The sequence below is a fragment of the Pseudomonas sp. UBA4617 genome (assembly GCF_002386445.1).
In the GTDB taxonomy this organism is placed as follows: domain Bacteria; phylum Pseudomonadota; class Gammaproteobacteria; order Pseudomonadales; family Pseudomonadaceae; genus Aquipseudomonas.
The window spans coordinates 17,425-35,371 of sequence record NZ_DGIR01000029.1; the positions used below are offsets into that span (position 1 = coordinate 17,425).

At 65.4% G+C, this 17,947-nt stretch carries 16 protein-coding genes; 9 read left to right on the forward strand and 7 right to left on the reverse strand.

What is annotated here, in order from left to right:
- Nucleotides 1-67: 67 nt before the first annotated feature.
- The 7 genes from B4L76_RS13830 (at nt 68) to B4L76_RS13860 (ending at nt 10,951) form a co-directional block, all read left to right on the forward strand.
- Complete coding sequence (locus B4L76_RS13830; RefSeq protein ID WP_296233247.1) at nt 68-2,023, forward strand: DUF1302 domain-containing protein; 1,956 nt, start codon at nt 68-70, stop codon at nt 2,021-2,023.
- Between the two features lie 38 nt (nt 2,024-2,061).
- Complete coding sequence (locus B4L76_RS13835; protein ID WP_296233248.1) at nt 2,062-3,420, forward strand: DUF1329 domain-containing protein; 1,359 nt, start codon at nt 2,062-2,064, stop codon at nt 3,418-3,420.
- Nucleotides 3,421-3,441: 21 nt separating this feature from the next.
- Entirely contained in the window at nt 3,442-4,437 is a 996-nt protein-coding gene (locus tag B4L76_RS13840; protein ID WP_296233249.1) for a WD40/YVTN/BNR-like repeat-containing protein, read from the forward strand.
- Between the two features lie 15 nt (nt 4,438-4,452).
- Nucleotides 4,453-6,918, forward strand: coding sequence for an efflux RND transporter permease subunit (locus tag B4L76_RS13845; protein ID WP_296233250.1), 2,466 nt, complete (start codon nt 4,453-4,455; stop codon nt 6,916-6,918).
- Nucleotides 6,911-8,689, forward strand: coding sequence for an acyl-CoA dehydrogenase C-terminal domain-containing protein (locus B4L76_RS13850; protein ID WP_296233252.1), 1,779 nt, complete (start codon nt 6,911-6,913; stop codon nt 8,687-8,689). Before B4L76_RS13845 ends, B4L76_RS13850 begins: the two co-directional genes overlap by 8 nt.
- Nucleotides 8,686-10,371: a fatty acid--CoA ligase gene (locus tag B4L76_RS13855; protein ID WP_296233254.1), complete on the forward strand. Its 1,686-nt coding sequence runs from the start codon at nt 8,686-8,688 to the stop codon at nt 10,369-10,371. Before B4L76_RS13850 ends, B4L76_RS13855 begins: the two co-directional genes overlap by 4 nt.
- A gap of 79 nt (nt 10,372-10,450) precedes the next feature.
- Nucleotides 10,451-10,951: a methylated-DNA--[protein]-cysteine S-methyltransferase gene (locus B4L76_RS13860; protein ID WP_296233256.1), complete on the forward strand. Its 501-nt coding sequence runs from the start codon at nt 10,451-10,453 to the stop codon at nt 10,949-10,951.
- Nucleotides 10,952-10,955: 4 nt separating this feature from the next.
- Here the strand turns inward: B4L76_RS13860 and B4L76_RS13865 are convergent, their stop codons facing one another.
- From B4L76_RS13865 to B4L76_RS13875, 3 genes are all read right to left on the reverse strand, one after another.
- Nucleotides 10,956-11,195 carry a hypothetical protein gene (locus B4L76_RS13865; RefSeq protein WP_296233257.1) on the reverse strand — a complete coding sequence of 80 codons (240 nt, stop codon included), beginning with the start codon at nt 11,193-11,195 and terminating at the stop codon, nt 10,956-10,958.
- Between the two features lie 13 nt (nt 11,196-11,208).
- Nucleotides 11,209-11,937: a carbon-nitrogen hydrolase family protein gene (locus tag B4L76_RS13870; RefSeq protein ID WP_296233258.1), complete on the reverse strand. Its 729-nt coding sequence runs from the start codon at nt 11,935-11,937 to the stop codon at nt 11,209-11,211.
- A gap of 72 nt (nt 11,938-12,009) precedes the next feature.
- On the reverse strand, nt 12,010-12,525 hold the full coding sequence (locus tag B4L76_RS13875; protein WP_296233259.1) for a DUF3016 domain-containing protein: 516 nt from the start codon (nt 12,523-12,525) through the stop codon (nt 12,010-12,012).
- Nucleotides 12,526-12,599: 74 nt separating this feature from the next.
- Between B4L76_RS13875 and B4L76_RS13880 the strand changes: the two genes are divergently transcribed.
- Complete coding sequence (locus B4L76_RS13880) at nt 12,600-13,325, forward strand: metallophosphoesterase (protein ID WP_296233260.1); 726 nt, start codon at nt 12,600-12,602, stop codon at nt 13,323-13,325.
- On the opposite strand, the gene B4L76_RS13885 is transcribed toward B4L76_RS13880, so the two are convergent.
- Complete coding sequence (locus B4L76_RS13885) at nt 13,273-13,887, reverse strand: LysE family translocator (RefSeq protein WP_296233261.1); 615 nt, start codon at nt 13,885-13,887, stop codon at nt 13,273-13,275. The two genes, B4L76_RS13880 and B4L76_RS13885, sit on opposite strands and share 53 nt — an antisense overlap.
- 106 nt (nt 13,888-13,993) lie before the next feature.
- Entirely contained in the window at nt 13,994-14,803 is an 810-nt protein-coding gene (locus B4L76_RS13890; protein ID WP_296233263.1) for a helix-turn-helix transcriptional regulator, read from the reverse strand.
- Between the two features lie 129 nt (nt 14,804-14,932).
- On the opposite strand from B4L76_RS13890, the gene B4L76_RS13895 reads away from it, so the two are divergent.
- A complete protein-coding gene (locus B4L76_RS13895) occupies nt 14,933-15,556 on the forward strand; it encodes a LysE family translocator (RefSeq protein WP_296233265.1) in 624 nt (207 codons plus the stop codon).
- Between the two features lie 7 nt (nt 15,557-15,563).
- Here B4L76_RS13895 and B4L76_RS13900 read toward each other — a convergent pair whose 3' ends face one another.
- Nucleotides 15,564-15,839 carry a peptidylprolyl isomerase gene (locus tag B4L76_RS13900; protein WP_296233266.1) on the reverse strand — a complete coding sequence of 92 codons (276 nt, stop codon included), beginning with the start codon at nt 15,837-15,839 and terminating at the stop codon, nt 15,564-15,566.
- Between the two features lie 98 nt (nt 15,840-15,937).
- The gene (locus tag B4L76_RS13905) at nt 15,938-17,890 is read right to left on the reverse strand and encodes an acetoacetate--CoA ligase (protein WP_296233268.1); all 1,953 of its coding nucleotides are present in this window, start codon (nt 17,888-17,890) and stop codon (nt 15,938-15,940) included.
- Nucleotides 17,891-17,947: the final 57 nt, after the last annotated feature.

Consider the following 17,947-nt stretch of genomic DNA (forward strand, 5'->3'; position numbering starts at 1 on the left):
ACGCCCCAGCCACGCCCGCATGAGACGGGCGGCGTAAAAAACAATAACAATATGTGGAGCCATCGTAATGCCAGAACACCGCATTCACCGTGCTGTGAAACCACAGCGCTGCCTGCTCGCCTGCGCCATCAGTCTGCTCTCGCTGCCTGCCGCCCAAGCGTTCGAAGTCGACACTGGCGACGAAAACTGGGCCGTGCGTTTCGACAACACCGTCAAGTACAACTATGGCGTGCGCACCGAAAGCGCTGACCAGCGCCTGCTGGGCACGCCCAACAGCAACGACGGTGACTACAACTTCCGCAAGGCCGGCACCAACATTGCCAACCGCATCGACCTGTTGACCGAGCTGGACGTGGTCTACCAAGGCAATACCGGTTTCCGTGTCAGTACCGCCAGCTGGTATGACAAGGCCTACGACAACACCGGTTCGAACAGCAACCCGTTCGTCAACGGTAACGGTGACCAGTCCGGTATCAACCCCAGCCTCAATGGTTTGCCCGGTACCGGCGTGCCGCTGGGCAGCCCGCACCTGAGCAATTACGCCCAGCGTTACTACAGTGGCCCGTCCGGTGAAGTGCTGGATGCCTTCGTGTTCTTCAGCCGTGAAGTCGGCGAGGCCTCGCAGGTCAGCGCCAAGCTCGGCCAGCACAACCTGTTCTGGGGGGAAACCCTGCTCAACCCGGTGCACTCGCTGAGCTACGGCCAGTCCGGCCTGGACCTGGCCAAACTGGCTGCCTCGCCGGGCACTGAAGCCAAGGAACTGTTCGTGCCGCGCAACCAGCTGTCGACCTCGTTCCTGGTCAACGCCGAACTGACCTTGGGTGCCCAATACTTCTTCGACTGGGATGCTGCCCGCCTGCCTGAAGCTGGTACCTACTATGGCGGCTCGGACGTGGTAGGCGAGGGCGCCCAAAGCTTCCTGCTCGGTCACACCGGCACACCGGGGCTGATTCCGCTGCGCGGTGCGCTGACCAGCATCCGCCGTGGCCATGATCTGAAACCGGGCAAAAGCGGCGACTGGGGCGTCATGGCCAAATGGTCGCCAGAGTGGCTGGGCGGCACTCTCGGGTTCTACTACCGCAAGACCTCCGAGATCCTCCCGCAAGCCTGGCTCGATGCACGCGGCATGACTGTCGCCAACGGCCCGTTCGGCAACCCGCCGGGCAGCCGCCAGGGCGCGGTCGGCAACCTCTACAACTCGCTGCAAAGCACTACTTACCAGTTCGCCTATGCCGACGACATCGATATCTACGGCGTGAGCCTGTCCAAGGATGTCGGCGGCGTCAGTGTCGGCAGCGACTTGAACATCCGCCACAACATGCCGCTGGCGAGCATCCCGGCAATCGTCAGCGCCCCCGGCCAAGCTGGCCTGGGCGGCGGCTTCGGCCTGCTGCCGGCACGCCTGCCCAGCAGTGGCGTGATCTACGACGTGCCCAAGGATGGCGACAGCCTGAGCGCCACCGGCGACACCCTGCACTGGACCTTGAGCGGCCTGATGACCATTGCCGACACGCCGCTGTTCGACTCGGCAACCCTGCTTGGCGAACTGTTCTACAGCAACCTGCTCAAGCTCGATAGCCACAACGCGGCGTTGTACAAGGGCAAGAGCAGCTACCGCGGCATCGACAAGGCCACCCGCGACAACTGGGGCATCGCCGTCAACTTCACCCCCACCTGGTACCAGGTGCTACCGGGCATGGACCTGAGCATCCCGCTATCGGTCAACGTCGGCGTCGACGGCGTGTCGCCGGTGCAGGGCGGCGGCGCCGAGAACACCGGCAACTACGCGGTGGGCGTGAGCGCCGCGCTCTACAACCAGTACTTCGTCGACCTCAAGTACGTCGACAGCTTCGGTGAGACCAAGGCCTGCAAGGATGGCCAGAACGATGGCAGCACCCCCAACGCCCTGGACGGCGAACAGGATTACACCTGCTACGGCGGCGGTTATGCCTCGTTCTCCGGTGGCGGGGCCACCACCGAGGACCGTGGCGCCCTGTATCTCACTGTCAAGACGACCTTCTGAGTCCTCTTTCCCAGAGCCTGCACAGGAAGACAAACATCATGAAATGCGTACGTACCCTGCTGGCCTCGTGCCTGTCCCTGGCTGCGCTGAATGCTGCCCAGGCCGCTGTTTCCAATGACCAGGCCGCGCGCCTGGGCACCAGCCTGACCGCCATTGGCGCGGAAAAGGGTGGCAATGCCGATGGCTCCATCCCGGCCTACCAGGGCGGCCTGCTGGCACCACCGCCGGGTTACCAGACCGGTGCCAGCATGCGCCCCGACCCGTTCGCCAGCGACAAGCCGGTGCTGGTCATCGATGGCAAGAACGCCGAGCAGTACAAAGACCAGCTGACCGCCACCACCTTCGAGCTGCTCAAGCGCTACCCCAGCTACCGCGTCGATGTCTACCCGACCCACCGCAGCGTGGCGTTGCCCCAGGCGGTGCTCGACAACACCCGCAAGAACGCCACCGGTGCCAACAGCAAGGAGGGTGGCACCGCAGTGGACAACGTACTGCCGGGCATCCCGTTCCCGATTCCGCAGAACGGCGCCGAGGCCATGTGGAACTTCCTGCTGCGCTACCAGGGCGTGAGCATGACCGCCAAGTACGACTCGTGGAACGTCGATGCAGCCGGCAAGCCATCACTTTCGACCACCGGCCAGGCCAACATCAGCTACCCGATCTACGAGGACATGGCCAGGCCGATCGGCGCCAAGGACACCTATTACCAGATGAAGCTGGTGTACACCGGGCCTGCCCGCCGCGCCGGCGAAGCGATGATGCTGCGCGATGCGGCCAACCCGCTGGTGCAGCCCCGCAGTGCCTGGCAGTACCTGCCTGGCCAGCGCCGGGTAAAGCTGGCGCCGAACCTGGCCTATGACACGCCCAACCCGGGCACCTCGGGCTCGGGGACCTATGATGATGTGTTCGTCTTCAACGGTGCGCTGGACCGCTACGACTGGACCCTGGTCGGCAAGCGGGAAATGTACGTGCCGTACAACACCTACCAGCTGACCTACAACACCGACGTCAAGCAGCTGATCACGCCCAACCACCTGGCGCCGCAGTTCGTGCGCTGGGAGAAGCACCGGGTATGGGTGGTGGAAGGCAAGCTCAAGGACGGCGCGCGCCACATCTACCACAAGCGCCGCTTCTATCTTGACGAAGACAGCTGGATCGCCCTGGCGTCGGACCAGTACGACGCCCGTGGCCAGCTGTACCGCGGCTCGTTCGCGTTCCTCACCCAGAGCTACGACAAGCAGACCCCGGACGCCACGCCGTTCATGATCTACGACCTGATCGGCGGCACCTACAACCTCAACGGCGTGGTTGGTGCCTACGGCGGCATCCGCTACATCGACCCACTGTCGAAAACCCAGTGGTCGCCCGAGTCGCTGGCCGGCAACGGTATTCGCTGAACCTACCGAGCAGAGGTGGCAATGTCTGTCTTCAAACGATGCAGCGTGGTGATGCTGGCCCTGGCCACGCTGCAGGGCGCGGTACAGGCGGCGCCCTTCACCGATGTGCTGGACCTGCCTGCGATGCCCACTGCGCTGGCTGCCAGCAGCGCCTTGCGCGATGTCACCCTGGCCGGGCAACGCCTGGTGGCGGTGGGGCCGCGCGGGCACATCGTGTATTCCGACGACCACGGCGCGCACTGGCAGCAAGCCCAGGTGCCGGTCAGCGCCGACCTGAACGCCGTGAGCTTCGCCAGCGCCGAACTGGGCTGGGCGGTCGGCCATGACGGTGTGGTGCTGCACAGCCGCGATGGTGGTGTGCATTGGCACAAGCAACTGGATGGTCGGCTGCTGGCCGAACGGCTGCCGGGCTCGGGCAGTGACAACGCCCTGCTCGATGTGTGGTTCAGCGATGCGCGCAACGGCTATGCGGTGGGCCTGTTCAACCTGTTGTTGCACACCACGGATGGCGGCGAGCACTGGCAACCCTGGCTCGGCCATGGCGACAACCCGCAAGACCTGCACTTGACCAGCCTGGCCGCCATCGGTGGAGAGCTGTACATCACCGGCGAGCAGGGCCTGCTGCTCAAGCGTGATGGCGAGCGCTTCATCCGTGTCGCAACGCCTTATGCCGGCACGTTGTTTGGCGCGCTGGGCAAGCCCGGCCTGCTGCTGGTGTACGGCCTGCGTGGGCACGTCTACCGCAGCACTGACGGCGGCCAGCACTGGCAGCCGGTAAGCACCGGTATCACTACCAGCATCAGCGCTGCCGGGGTCGACCGTGAAGGGACGCTGTGGCTGGCCAGCCAGGCAGGCGACCTGCTGTTCAGCCGGGATGACGGTGCCAGTTTCAGCCCCGTGCCGCAAAGCACCCGGGGCCCGGTGACCGCGCTCGCTATCGACACCGGCAACGGCCTGGTGCTGGTGGGTGAGCGGGGCGTGCGCAACCCGGTCGGTAATCCCACGCTGCACCCATGACAAGAGAAGACCCCGATGGCCGCTACCCGCCAAGACACCCTACCGGTAATCCGCAACCTCGACGATTTTGACGCGCACTCGGGCAACGGCCTGGAGCGCCTGGTGTTCAACCACCGCCTGCCGTTCGTGCTGGGCATGCTGCTGGCCACCCTGGTGCTGGGCTACATGGCGCTGACCCGTCTTGAGCTGCGCCCCAGCTTTGACAAGATGCTGCCGCAAAGCCACCCCTACATTCACAACTACCTGGAACATCGCTCATCGCTGCGTGGCCTGGGCAATGCCGTGCGGGTGGTAGTGGAGAACACCCAGGGCGACATCTTCGACCCGGGTTACCTGCAATCCCTGCGGCACATCAACGACGAGCTGTTCCTCAGCCAGGGCGTGGACCGGGCCTGGTTGAAGTCGCTGTGGAGCCCGGCGGTGCGCTGGACCGAGGTGACCGAGGAGGGCTTCCAGGGCGGCCCGGTGATGCCCGACAGCTATCACGGCGCGCCAGACGATATCGAGCAACTGCGGCAGAACATCGAGCGCGCCAATATCGTCGGGAGCCTGGTGGCGCGTGATTTCAAGTCGAGCATGCTGATCGTGCCGTTGCTCGATCAGGACTCGGCCACGGGCAAAGGCCTCGACTACCACGCCTTCTCGGAAAAGCTCGAACAGTTACGCAGCCAGTACCAGGCCAGCGGCCAATACCGTATCCATGTGATCGGCTTCGCCAAGCTGGTGGGCGACCTGATCGACGGCCTGGTTCAGGTGATGGCGTTCTTCGCCCTCGCAGTGCTGACCAGCCTGGCGATCATCTACACCTATACCCGCTGCGTGCGCAGTACGCTGCTGGTGGTGCTGTGTTCGTTGACCGCGGTGGTGTGGCAGCTGGGCCTCGTTGCCTGGCTGGGCTATGCCATCGACCCGTATTCGATCCTGGTGCCGTTCCTGATCTTCGCCATCGGAGTGTCGCACGCCGCGCAGAAGATGAACGGCATTCTCCAGGACATTGGCCGTGGCACCCACCGTCAGGTGGCTGCGCGTTATACCTTCCGCCGCCTGTTCGCCGCCGGGGTCACTGCGTTGTTGGCCGATGCGGTGGGCTTTGCCGTATTGATGCTGATCGATATCCCGGTGATCCAGGACCTGGCCATCACCGCGAGCATCGGTGTGGCGGTGTTGATCTTCACCTCGTTGCTGTTGATGCCGGTGGCGCTGTCGTATGTCGGGGTCGGCCGCAAGGCAGCCGAGCGAGCGCTGGCTATTGATGCCCGTGCCGCGCGGCATCGAGGCTTCGGTCGGCTTTGGGACTTGCTCGATCGCCTCACCGAACGCAAATGGGCCAGCACCGCATTGCTGGCAGCCCTGGCGCTGGGGGCAGTCGGTATCTGGGGCAGCCAGCAGCTGAAGGTCGGTGACCTGGACAGTGGCGCACCCGAGTTGCGCGCGGATTCGCGCTACAACCGCGACAACGCCTACATCACCCAGCATTACGCGCTGTCCAGCGACACTTTCGCGGTCATGGTCAAGACCGCCCCGGAAGGCTGCCTGCAATACCAGACGCTGATCCTGGCTGACCGCCTGGCCTGGGAACTGCAGCAATTGCCAGAGGTGCAGACTACCGTGTCGCTGGCCAACGCCGTACGCCAGATCACTGCCGGTACCTACGAAGGCAACCCGCGCCTGAACAGCCTGCAGCGCAACCAGGACGTGCTCAACTACGCTGCCCAGCAGGCCTCGGTCAATGCCCCGGAGCTGTTCAACAACGACTGCTCGCTGATGCCGGTCATTGCCTACCTCAAGGACCACCGCGCCGACACCCTGGCCAAGGTGGCGGCCGTGGCCGAGCGCTTTGCCCAGGCCAACAGCAGCGCCGGGCAGCAGTTCCTGCTGGCTGCCGGCAGTGCCGGTATCGAAGCGGCCACCAATGTCGTGGTGCGCGAGGCCAACCATCGCATGCTGGTGCTGGTCTACCTGGCTGTCACGCTGTTCTGCCTGTTCACCTTCCGCAGCTGGCGGGCCACGTTGGTGGCGATCCTGCCGCTGATGCTCACCTCGGCGTTGTGCGAGGCGCTGATGGTGGCCATGGGCATTGGCATCAAGGTTGCCACCTTGCCGGTGATCGCCCTGGGCGTTGGCATCGGCGTGGACTACGCGCTGTACCTGCTCAGCGTGCAGCTGCATTACCAGCGTGCCGGGCTGAGCCTGGCCCAGGCCTACCAGAAAGCCGTGGCCTTCACTGGCCGGGTGGTGGGGCTGGTCGGCATCACCCTGGCGGCCGGGGTGGTCGGCTGGGCCTGGTCGCCGATCAAGTTCCAGGCCGACATGGGCCTGCTGCTGACCTTCATGTTCCTGTGGAACATGCTCGGCGCGCTGGTGCTGATCCCTGCGCTATCGCACTTCCTCCTGCGTGACCTGGCCGCTTCGGTGCCTGCCGAGGCCCAGACCACGCCGCTTCCGCAAACCCAAGAAACCGAGTGCTCGCCTCATGTCTGATTACCTTCCACCACTGCGCGACATGGATTTTCTGTTCAACGAAGTGTTCGACATCCCGGCCTGGTGGGCGCTGACCCCCGCCCTGGCCGAGCAGGTCGATGGCGACACTGCCCGGGCCGTGCTCGAACAGGCCGGCCGGCTGATTGCCGAGGTGGTGGCGCCGCTCAACCGCAGGGGAGACGAGCAAGGCTGCCGCTGGGACGCCGGGCAGGTACATACCCCTGACGGTTTCGCCGATGCCTACCGGGCATTCGCTGCCGATGGCTGGGTGGGCGTTGCCGGTGCCCCGGAATATGGCGGCATGGGCATGCCGAAAGTGATCGGCGCACAGCTCGAGGAAATGCTCAATGCCGCCAACCTGTCGTTCGGCCTGTACCCGATGCTTACCGCCGGAGCCTGCCTGGCGCTGCTCAACCATGCCAGCGAACCGTTGAAGGCGCTGTACCTGCCGCCCATGTACCAAGGGCGCTGGACGGGTTCTATGTGCCTTACCGAGCCGCATGCCGGTACCGACCTGGGGCTGATCCGCACCCGTGCCGAGCCAAGCGCCGATGGCCGCTACTGCATAACCGGAACCAAGATTTTCATCACCGGCGGTGAACAGGACCTGACCGAGAACATCATCCACCTGGTGCTGGCGCGGTTGCCGGGTGCGCCCGCCGGGCCGAAGGGCATCTCGCTGTTCCTGGTACCCAAGGTACTGGTTGACGCCGACGGTGCGCTGGGCGAAGCCAATGCGGTGAGTTGCGGTTCGATCGAGCACAAGATGGGCATCAAGGCCTCGGCCACCTGTGTGATGAACTTCGACGATGCCATCGGCTACCTGGTCGGCGAGCCGAACAAGGGCCTCAATGCCATGTTCACCATGATGAACTACGAGCGTCTGGGCGTAGGCATCCAGGGGCTGGCCCTGGGCGAACGCTCCTACCAGGGCGCCATCGCCTACGCCCGTGACCGCTTGCAGGGTCGCGCGCCGAACGGCGCCGCAGCGCCGGCGCAAAGTGCCGACCCGATCGTCGTCCACCCGGACGTACGGCGCATGCTGCTGACCATGAAAGCGTTGAACGAAGGCGGGCGGGCGTTTTCCACGTATGTGGCGCTGCAACTGGACCTGGCCAAGTACAGCGAAGACGCCGCCGCGCGCGCCCGTGCCGAGGCCAGGGTGGCATTGCTCACACCGCTGGCCAAGGCGTTCCTCACCGACATGGGGCTGGAGACCACCGTGCACGGCCAGCAGGTGCTCGGCGGCCATGGTTACATCCGTGAGTGGGGCCAGGAGCAGTTGATCCGCGACTGCCGCATCACCCAGATCTACGAAGGCACCAACGGCATCCAGGCCCTCGACCTGGTGGGGCGCAAGCTGCTGGCCGATGGCGGCCAGGCTTATCGCAGTGTGTCCGCCGAAATCGGCGCGTTTGCCGAGGCGCTGCCCGCAGCCTGTGCTGAGTTCAGCGCACCGCTGCTGGCGGCCGTGCGCAATCTCGACGAGCTGACCGCCTGGTTGCTCGACCGCGCCCAGGACAACCCGCGCGAACTGGGTGCGGCGGCGGTGGAGTACCTGCACGTGTTTGGCTACACCTTCTATGCCTACCTGTGGGCACGCATGGCCGTGGTCTGCCAGGGCCACCCGGCGCCCGAGCCGTTCCACCATGGCAAGCTGGGCACCGCGCGGTTCTACTTTGCACGCCTGCTGCCGCGCATCCATTCGCTGAGCGCCAGTGTCAGGGCCGGCAGCGACAGCCTGTACCTGCTCGAGGCCGGCCAGCTATGAACAAGGCTACCAGAGTCCCCACCCGTATCATGCCGGCGGCCGAGCAGGCCTATGCCTACCCGCTGTTGATCAAGCGCCTGCTGTTGTCGGGCGTGCGCTACCAGCCCAACCAGGAGATCGTCTACGCCGACAAGCTGCGCTACAGCTACACAACGTTGCTCGAACGTATCCAGCGCCTGGCCAATGTACTGACCGCTGCCGGGGTCAAGCCTGGCGACACCGTGGCCTTGCTCGACTGGGACAGCCACCGTGCGCTGGAATGTTTCTTCGCCGTACCGATGCTGGGTGCGGTGCTGCATACGGTGAACGTGAGGCTGTCTGCCGAGCAGGTGCGCTACACCATGAACCACGCCGAAGACCGCCTGGTACTGGTGCATGACGACTTCCTGCCATTGATGGCGCAGTTACGCGATGACCTGCCGACGGTCGAGGGCTTCATCCGCCTCAGCGACGCTGACCCCGAACCGCAGGGCGTACCGCTGCTGGGCGAGTACGAAGGGTTGTTGGCGGCTGCCGAGCCGCAGTTCGAGTTCGCCGACTTCGACGAGCACTCACTGGCCACGCTGTTCTACACCAGCGGCACGACCGGCAACCCCAAGGGTGTGTATTTCAGCCATCGGCAACTGGTGCTGCATACCTTGGTCGAGCAGGGCACCCTGGCGGCTTGTGGCGAAGCGCCGCTGCTGCGCACGGGCGACGTGTACATGCCCATTACCCCGATGTTCCACGTGCATGCCTGGGGCATACCCTATGTCGCCACGGCGCTGGGCATCAAGCAGGTCTACCCCGGGCGCTACGAGCCCAACCGGCTGGTGCGTCTGTTCCGCGAGGAAGGCGTGACCTTTTCCCACTGCGTGCCCACGGTGCTGCAGATGATGCTGGACTGCGACGAGGGGCGGCGCGTCGACCTGGCGGGCTGGAAGATGCTGCTGGGTGGCAGCGCCCTGACCATGGGCCTGGCGCAGCGCGCCAGCGAGCGCGGCATCAGCGTGCATTGTGGCTACGGCATGTCGGAAAGCTGTCCGCTGCTCAGCATCACCCACCTCAGCGCCGAGCAGTTGGCATTGCCCATGGCCGAGCAACTGTCGCTGCGTATCGAAGCCGGCGTGCCGATTGCCCTGGTGGACCTGTGCATCGTCGACAGTGAGGGCAGGGAGGTGCCCCACGACGGCGAAAGCCTGGGTGAAATCGTGGTGCGCGCGCCATGGCTGACCCAAGGCTACCTGCACGAACCGGAGCAGGGCGCAGCCTTGTGGCTGGGCGGCTGGATGCACACCGCAGACCTGGCCTGCATCGATGCGGCGGGGGTGGTACGTATTCGTGACCGAATCAAGGACGTGATCAAGACCGGCGGCGAGTGGGTCAGCTCGGTGGCCCTGGAGAGCCTGATCAGCCAGCACCCGTCCGTGGCGTCGGTAGCGGTAGTCGGTATTCCGGACCCGCACTGGGGAGAGCAACCGCTGGCGCTGGTGGTCTGCCGTGACGGCATGCAGTTCGACCAGGCCACACTGGCTGGGTACCTGCAGCCGTTTGTCGATCGCGGGCAGTTGAACAAGTGGGCGATACCTCGGCACGTACGCTGTGTAGGAGAGCTCCCCAAGACCAGCGTGGGCAAGCTCGACAAGAAGCGCATTCGCCAGACGCTGGATACAGTGACGGCACAGGCCCGGCCGGTTGCCTGATTGCGAGGGCAAGAAAGCGGATGCAGGCGAGGTTGTGCATGCGTACAGTGGGCGCAACGCAATCTCGCAGGAGCCAGCCATGTCCAGCGCATTCACTTTCATGCAGTCACCCGTCGGCACCTTGACCCTGGTGGCCCGTAACGAGTGCCTGGCCGCCGTATTGTGGGAAACGGAACGGGAAAACCGCGTGCGCCTCGGCACCCTGCACCGCGACGACAGGTGCCCGGTGCTGCTGGAAACCGCCCGCCAGCTCAGCGAGTATTTCGCCGGCAAGCGCCAGCGTTTCGAGCTGGCGCTGGATTTCGCCGGCACTGCGTTCCAGCGCCAGGTCTGGGCCGCGCTGCTGGCGATACCGTTTGGCGAAACCCGCAGCTACAGCGACATCGCCCGGCATATCGGCAACCCTGCCGCGGTGCGCGCGGTAGGTGCTGCCAATGGCCGCAACCCGATCTCGATCATCGCCCCGTGCCACCGCGTGATCGGTGCTTCGGGCAGCCTGACCGGCTTCGCCGGCGGCCTCGCGGCCAAGCAGTACCTGTTGGCGCTGGAGGGCCGGCAAAGCCTGGCGCTGGACTTCTAGCCTGTCAGAACCAGCTGGCGACCAGGCAGGCCAGCACGGCCAGTATCGAGCCGGCCAGCAGGGTGTACTGGCGCCGGGCTCGGCGTGCGTATGGTCTGACCCTGCGCAGGTACTCGCCGGGTGTCGGCGCATCGGGGCGGTGGCGCAGGCCCTCGGCGACATCAGCCAGTTGGCCCTGGATGAGCAGACCGCTCAGGTAGTAGATGCAGGCATAGCTCAGCACTGCCAGAGTCAGATAGATCATGCCGGGAGCGGCCCTACAGGGACACAGCGATAGCTGCAGCGCTACGGGTGTCGAACACGATCATCCCTTCGCCGTGATCATCCAGCCTGGCCAGCAAGCGCCCCTGGCGGTCCCAGGCCGCCGAGCCGCCGGCAGCGATGAAGGTGTCGGCCGGCCCCACGCAGTTGGCCAGCAACACCGGCATGCCCAGCTCGCGGGCGACCTCGGCGTAATGCGCATGACCTTCGTCGATGCCCTTTGCGGTTTTCGCCACGCTGACCAGGTACAGGTCGGCGCCCTGCTCGCGCGCTGCCACCGCGTGTGCCATGAACATCGATTCATAGCAGATCGCCGGCGCCACGCGATGTTCGCCCAAGTGCAGCTGCAATGCCTGGTCGCCTGGCGTGAAGTACTGCAGCTCGTCATCATGCAGGCGCCGTTTGGCATAGGCCTGGCGCGGCACACCGGGGCTGAAGATCGGCATGCCGATGCGAATACCTTCAGGGGTCGGCAGCGGCAGGCCCACGGCAACGGTGATGCCAAGCCGGTCGCAGGCTGCCTGCAGCGGGTCCAGCCGTGCGGCGCTGACTGGCAGGGCCGCCTGGCGGGCGAGGGTTGGCTCATAACCGGTCAGCGACAGTTCCGGGAACACCACCAGTTCGGCACCGAGGGCCGCGGCCTGCTCGATGCAGGCCAGGTGGCGCTCCAGGTTGGCTTGCACATCGCCCTTGAAAGACCTTGATTGCACGGCGCACAGTTTCATGAAGAACCATCCCTGGCAGTTTGAAGAGTCGAGCATACTCCCGCTACCAACGCCTGTTCCAGTGAAGGATTTTCAGAACGATGGACGAGCGGCGAAACGCTGGCGGAACCAGTCGTCCAGCATGGTTTTCTCGGCATACAGGCGGTCGTCGCTGCCAGTGAGCCGGCCTGGGCGGCTGAGGTACATCCTGTCGCTGACCCGCTCCCGGGCCTGCCGGTCGGGTTTGCCAGCTTGGCTGAGGGTGTAGCTGAGGTCGATGGTCGGCCAGGAAATATCACGCATGAAGCGCACACCGTAAGCCTGGCCGTGCCAGGGCTCGAAGCGCCCGGCAAGGTCGATATCGCGGATGTCGATGGCCAGCCGCTGGCCCGGTTGCAGGTAGCGCCGGCCCAGCTTCTGCAAGTACCGGGTCAGGGTTTTCATTACATAGGCATCGGCGCCACGTACGTGACCGTGGCTGCCGAGGCTGGCATCGCGGAACTGTTCCGGGTGGTCGAAGCGCACTTCGACCTGCGCGGCAGGGGCTGCGTGTGCCATGCTGTGGAGTGACAGGGCCATGAGCATGGCACACCTGAGCACGGTATGCATGATGCACCTGCGCAGTGGCGCGGGCGTGCCCCCATTTTACTCCGGCAAGGCGGCAGCAGCAGAGGGACATTGCCATGAAACGGTTTCGGCGGGTAGCCGCCAACACGCGGGGACGGGACCTGGCAGTGGGTGATATCCACGGCCACTTCCAGCGCCTGCAGGCGTGCCTGGAGGCGGTGGGGTTCGACCCGGCGGTGGACCGCCTGTTCAGCGTCGGCGACCTGGTCGACCGCGGGCCGAACAGTGAAGCTGCGCTGGAATGGCTGGCCCAGCCCTGGCTGCATGCTGTGCAGGGTAACCACGAAGCGCTGGCGATCACCCGCCTGCGCGGTGGGCGGCTCGACCTGGACATGTATCGTGCGGCGGGTGGTGGCTGGTTTCTCGACCTGCCGCCGGGCGAGCAATTGCGTTTTGTCGAACGCTTCGAGCAACTGCCCATTGCCCTCGAAGTGGAAACCGCCGGCGGCCTGGTTGGCCTGCTGCATGCCGACAGTCCGTTTGCCGACTGGGAGGTGTTGCGTACCTGGCTGGAGCTGGACGACGACCCCGAGATGCTGGAGGTGTGCCAGTGGTCGCGGCGGCGCCTCAAGGAAGGCGATACCCGGCCGGTGAAAGGCCTGCGGGCCTTGCTGGTCGGCCACACCCCGGTGTTGCAGGCCAAACAGCTGGGTAATGTCTGGCACCTGGATACCGGCGGCTGGGCCAGCGGCCATTTCAGCCTCATGGACCTGGCCACGTTGCAACTGCTCAGCGCTGCGCCAGGTGCAGCAACAGCGCCAAGGCCAATACCACCAGCATGACCCCCGAGGCCCGTTCCAGCCACGGCAGGATGCGAGCGAAACGCCGCAGCACCACTGGGTTGCCGATGGCCACGGCAACCAGCAGGTCCCACAGCAGCACGATGCTGAACAGCCACAGGGCGCAGGCCGCTTTCCAGCCGGCGCCGGTGCTGGCGACCATGCTGGCCAGGCTGGCATAGAACAACGCGTTCTTCGGGTTGAGAATGCCCGACAGGAAGCCCATGCCCAGGCTCCGCCACCAGCTTGCCACAGCCTGGCTGGCCGTGACGCCGCCCAGCCCGGAGCGCCCGGCGTGGCGCAGGAACAGCACGCCGATGTACAACAGGTAACCGGCACCGGCCAGTTGCAGGGCGCTGAACAGCGGGCTGCCTTCCTGTAGCACCGACAGGCCAGTGAAGGCCATGGCGATGAATGCGCCATTGGCCAGGGCGATACCCAGGCAGGCGCCGCTGGCGACCTGCCAGCCGCTGCTGATGGAGGTGCGTGCGACCAGGAAGAAATCCGGCCCGGGGGAGAGCAGGGCGAGAAAGTGGGCGAGGGCGATGATCAGGAACTGCTGCATGGAGGGGTGGCTGCGGTGGTGGAAAAGCCAGACTCTGCCTTCTAGCGTCCACAGCGTATTGAACAATATTGCAAAGCCCGCCAGCCTGTGCCGCCCACGCGCGCCTTCAGCCCCCTCGGTATTGCCCGGGCGTCACCCCCACATAGGCCTTGAACACCCGCTGGAAATGGCTCTGGTCGGCAAAACCCAGCCGGTAGGCCACTTCTGCCAGCGCCTGGCCTTCACCGAGCAGCTGGCGGCCACGGTTGACCCGCGCATTGAGCAGGTAGGCATGCGGGGTAAACCCGGTGGCCGCGCGAAAGGCGCGGATCAACGCGTAACGCCCAAACCCCGACTCGCGGGCCAGTGCATCGAGGCTCAACTGCGCAGGGTCGAGGCCCTCGATGCGAGCGAGCAGTCCACTCAAGGCGCTCGCCCCCAGCGCCGGTGCCGGCGCCAGCGGTGGATGCGCGGTAACATCCAGGTCACCCAGGAAGGCAATCAGCGCGGCATCCTTCTGCGCACTACTGGCGCTGGAAAACAGCAAGCGATTCAGCTCGCAGAACTGCCGATACAACTCCGGGTCCCGGCAGATACGTGCCGGTTCACCGGGGCCGGCGCCGCCCAGCGCCGACTCCAGGCGCAATTCTGCCAGCCAGTCGCCAGCTACATGCAGCATCTGGTAGCTCCAGGCCTGCCCGGGTTCGGGATTGCAGGCATGCACACGCTGGGCCGGGACCATGACCAGCGTACCAGGCGTCAGGCGTTCCTGGCCGTTGCCGGCGCCAGTAAAATGGCTGACACCAGCATCCACCGCACCGATGGAAAACGTCGGGTGGCTGTGGGCCTTGTAGCAGGCCCGGCTATGGCAGGCGCGGCGGCTCTCGACATGCGGCAGGGCCGGGTCGCGCCACAACGCGGCATGGGTACGCGGCATCACGGAGTCCTCGGTAGGGCCTGCAGCTTATCAGGCACTGCGCACCCATACAGTTTTTTACACCGGCTGTAACTTGACCGCCAGGCCCGCAGACGCCGGAATAGGCACTGATTGCCAGAGGGAAAAATCATGGATCTTTCGAGCCTGCTGCTGTTCATCCCGGCCTGCTTTGCCTTGAACATGGCCCCGGGGCCTAACAACCTGCTGTCGCTGCACAATGCCAGCCGCTATGGCCTGCGCACGGCCTGCGTGGCCGGTGGCGGGCGTATCGTCGCCTTCAGCGGCATGATCGCCCTGGCCGCCATGGGCCTGGCGGTGGTGCTGCATACCAGCGAATACCTGTTCCTGGCGATCAAGGTGCTCGGCGCGGCGTACCTGTTCTACATTGCCTGGCAGCTGTGGCGGGCGCCGGTGGGCGAGGCGCTGGTGGCCGCTGACCACCCGCGCGGTACCTGGCGCCTGGCCCGCCAGGAGTTCTGGGTGGCAGCCGGCAACCCGAAAGCGATTTTGATCTTCACCGCCTTCCTGCCGCAATTCGTCTCGGTCGGCAGCGCCACCCCGGTGGGCGAGCAGTTTCTTTGGCTGGGTGGGTTGTTCCTGCTGCTGGAGTGGGCCGCCATCGCCATCTACGCAGGGCTTGGCGCGTACCTGCAGCGCTGGTTCAGCCAGCCTGGCCCGCGCCGGCTGTTCAACCGGGTCAGCGCCTCCCTGCTGGGCTGCGCCGGCCTCGGCCTGCTGGCTGCGCGGCGCTAGCGCCCAATCAGTCGCGATAGAAGGTCTGCACCAGGTGGTAGCCGAACTTGCTCTTGATCGGCCCGTGAACCACGCGCAGGGCCTTCTTGAAGATCACCTGGTCGATGGCGCCGACCATCTGCCCGGGGCGAATCTCGCCCAGGTCTCCGCCGCGCTTGCCCGAGGGGCAGATGGAGAACTTTTTCGCGAGCACATCGAAAGCCTCGCCATTGGCGATGCGCTGCTTGAGCTTTTCGGCTTCGTCAGCGGTCTTGACCAGGATGTGGCGGGCTTGGGCTTTCATGGCGATACCTGTGCTTCGTGGTGCAAAAAGGTGCGCATTATGCCTGACTCACCCGCGCTGAAGCCATTGCGCATTGCCTGTCGCAGCGGCGATAGACATCATGTCTGCAGTTCCTTGCGCTCGCGAAACTGCTCCAGCGCTTCGGGGTTGGCCAGGGCGTCGGTGTTCTTCACCGGCAGGCCATGCACCACATTGCGTACCGCCAGCTCCACCACCTTGCCGCTGATGGTCCGCGGAATGTCATCGACCTGGGCGATCACTGCCGGCACATGGCGCGGCGTGGTGTACTGGCGGATGACCTGGCGGATCTGCTGGCGCAGGGCATCGTCCAGGTGCAGGCCATCGCGCAGGCGCACGAACAGCACCACCCGTACATCGCCGTTCCAGTCCTGGCCGATGGCCACGCTTTCCAGTACCTGCTCGACCTTTTCCACCTGGCGGTAGATCTCCGCCGTGCCAATGCGCACACCACCCGGGTTGAGCACGGTATCGGAGCGGCCATGGATCACCAGCCCGCCCTCGGCGCGCTGTTCGGCGTAATCGCCCTGGGCCCATACGCCGGGGAACTGGCTGAAATAAGCGTCGTGATAACGGCGGCCGTCCGGGTCATGCCAGAAGCCCAATGGCATGCAGGGGAAATGGCGCGTGCACACCAGCTCGCCTTTTTCGCCCTGCACCGGTTGACCGTGCTCGTTCCACACCTCCACTGCCATACCCAGCCCCTTGCACTGGATTTCGCCACGGCGCACCGGCAGGGTCGGGTTGCCCAACACGAAGCAGGAGACTATGTCGGTGCCGCCGGACATGGAGGCCAGGCACAGGTCGGCCTTGAACTTGCAGTACACGTAGTCGTAGCTGTGCGGCGACAACGGCGAGCCTGTCGACAGCAATAGCCGCAAGCCGCTCAGGCGGTGGCTGGCCGCCGGCTCCAGGCCGGCCTGCTCCAGCGCCGTCAGGTACTTGGCACTGGTGCCGAAGACGTGGATGCCCTCGGCGTCGATCAGGTCGAGCAGGCGCTCTGGCCCCGGGTGCAAGGGTGAGCCGTCGTACAGCACCAGCGTAGCGCCCAGCGCCAGGCCGCTGGCCAGCCAGTTCCACATCATCCAGCCGCACGTGGTGTAGTAGAACAGTACCTCATCGGCCTTCAGGTCGTTGTGCAGGCCGTGTTCCTTGAGGTGCTGCAACAGCACGCCACCGGCGCGGTGGACGATGCACTTGGGCACGCCGGTGGTACCGCTGGAGTAGAGGATATACAGCGGATGGTCGAACGGCAGCGGGGTGAAACGCGGCTCGCCCCCGGGCTGGTAGAAGTCATCCCACAGCCTGACGCTGGCGGCCTGGAACTCGGCGGCGTGCGTGCCGCTGCGGGTATGCGGTACCACGACCAGCTGTTGCAGGCCGGGCAACTGCGCGCACACCTGGTTGACCTTGTCCACCTGGTCAATGTCTTTCCCGGCGTACTGGTAGCCGGCGCAGGCGATCAGCAGCTTGGGCCCGATCTGGCCGAACCGGTCGATGATGCCATGCACACCGAACTCGGGTGACGAGCTGGACCAGACAGCGCCAAGGCTGGTGCAAGCCAGCATGGCGACCAGGGTCTGCCAGGTATTGGGCATGATGGCGGCGACCCGGTCGCCAGGGACGATGCCGGCAGCCTTGAGGGCGTTCTGTAGCCCGGCTACCTGGGCGGCCAGCTGGGCATGAGTGAACACCTGGCGTTGACCGTCTTCGCGTATGGCGACCACGGCAGGACGGTCGTCGCGACGGCGCAGCAGGTGCTCGGCGAAATTCAGGGTGGCGTTGGCAAACCACTGGGCATCGGGCATCTGCGCACCTTCGCGCAGCACCTGGCTGGGCGGGGTGTGCCAGTGAACGTGGAAATAGTCGGCGAGGGTGTGCCAGAAAGCCGCGCGCTGCTCGATGCTCCAGCGGTGCAGCGCCTGGTAGTCATCGAGTTGCAGGTTGTAGCGCAGGTTGACCCAGCGGCGGAAGGCATCCATCCGGCTGGCCTCGATCTGCGCCGTGGAGGGGCGCCAGAGCACATCGTTCATGCCGAACCTCCTGCTACTGCCAGATATGGGCGTGAACCTGTAGGAGCGGCCTTGCGC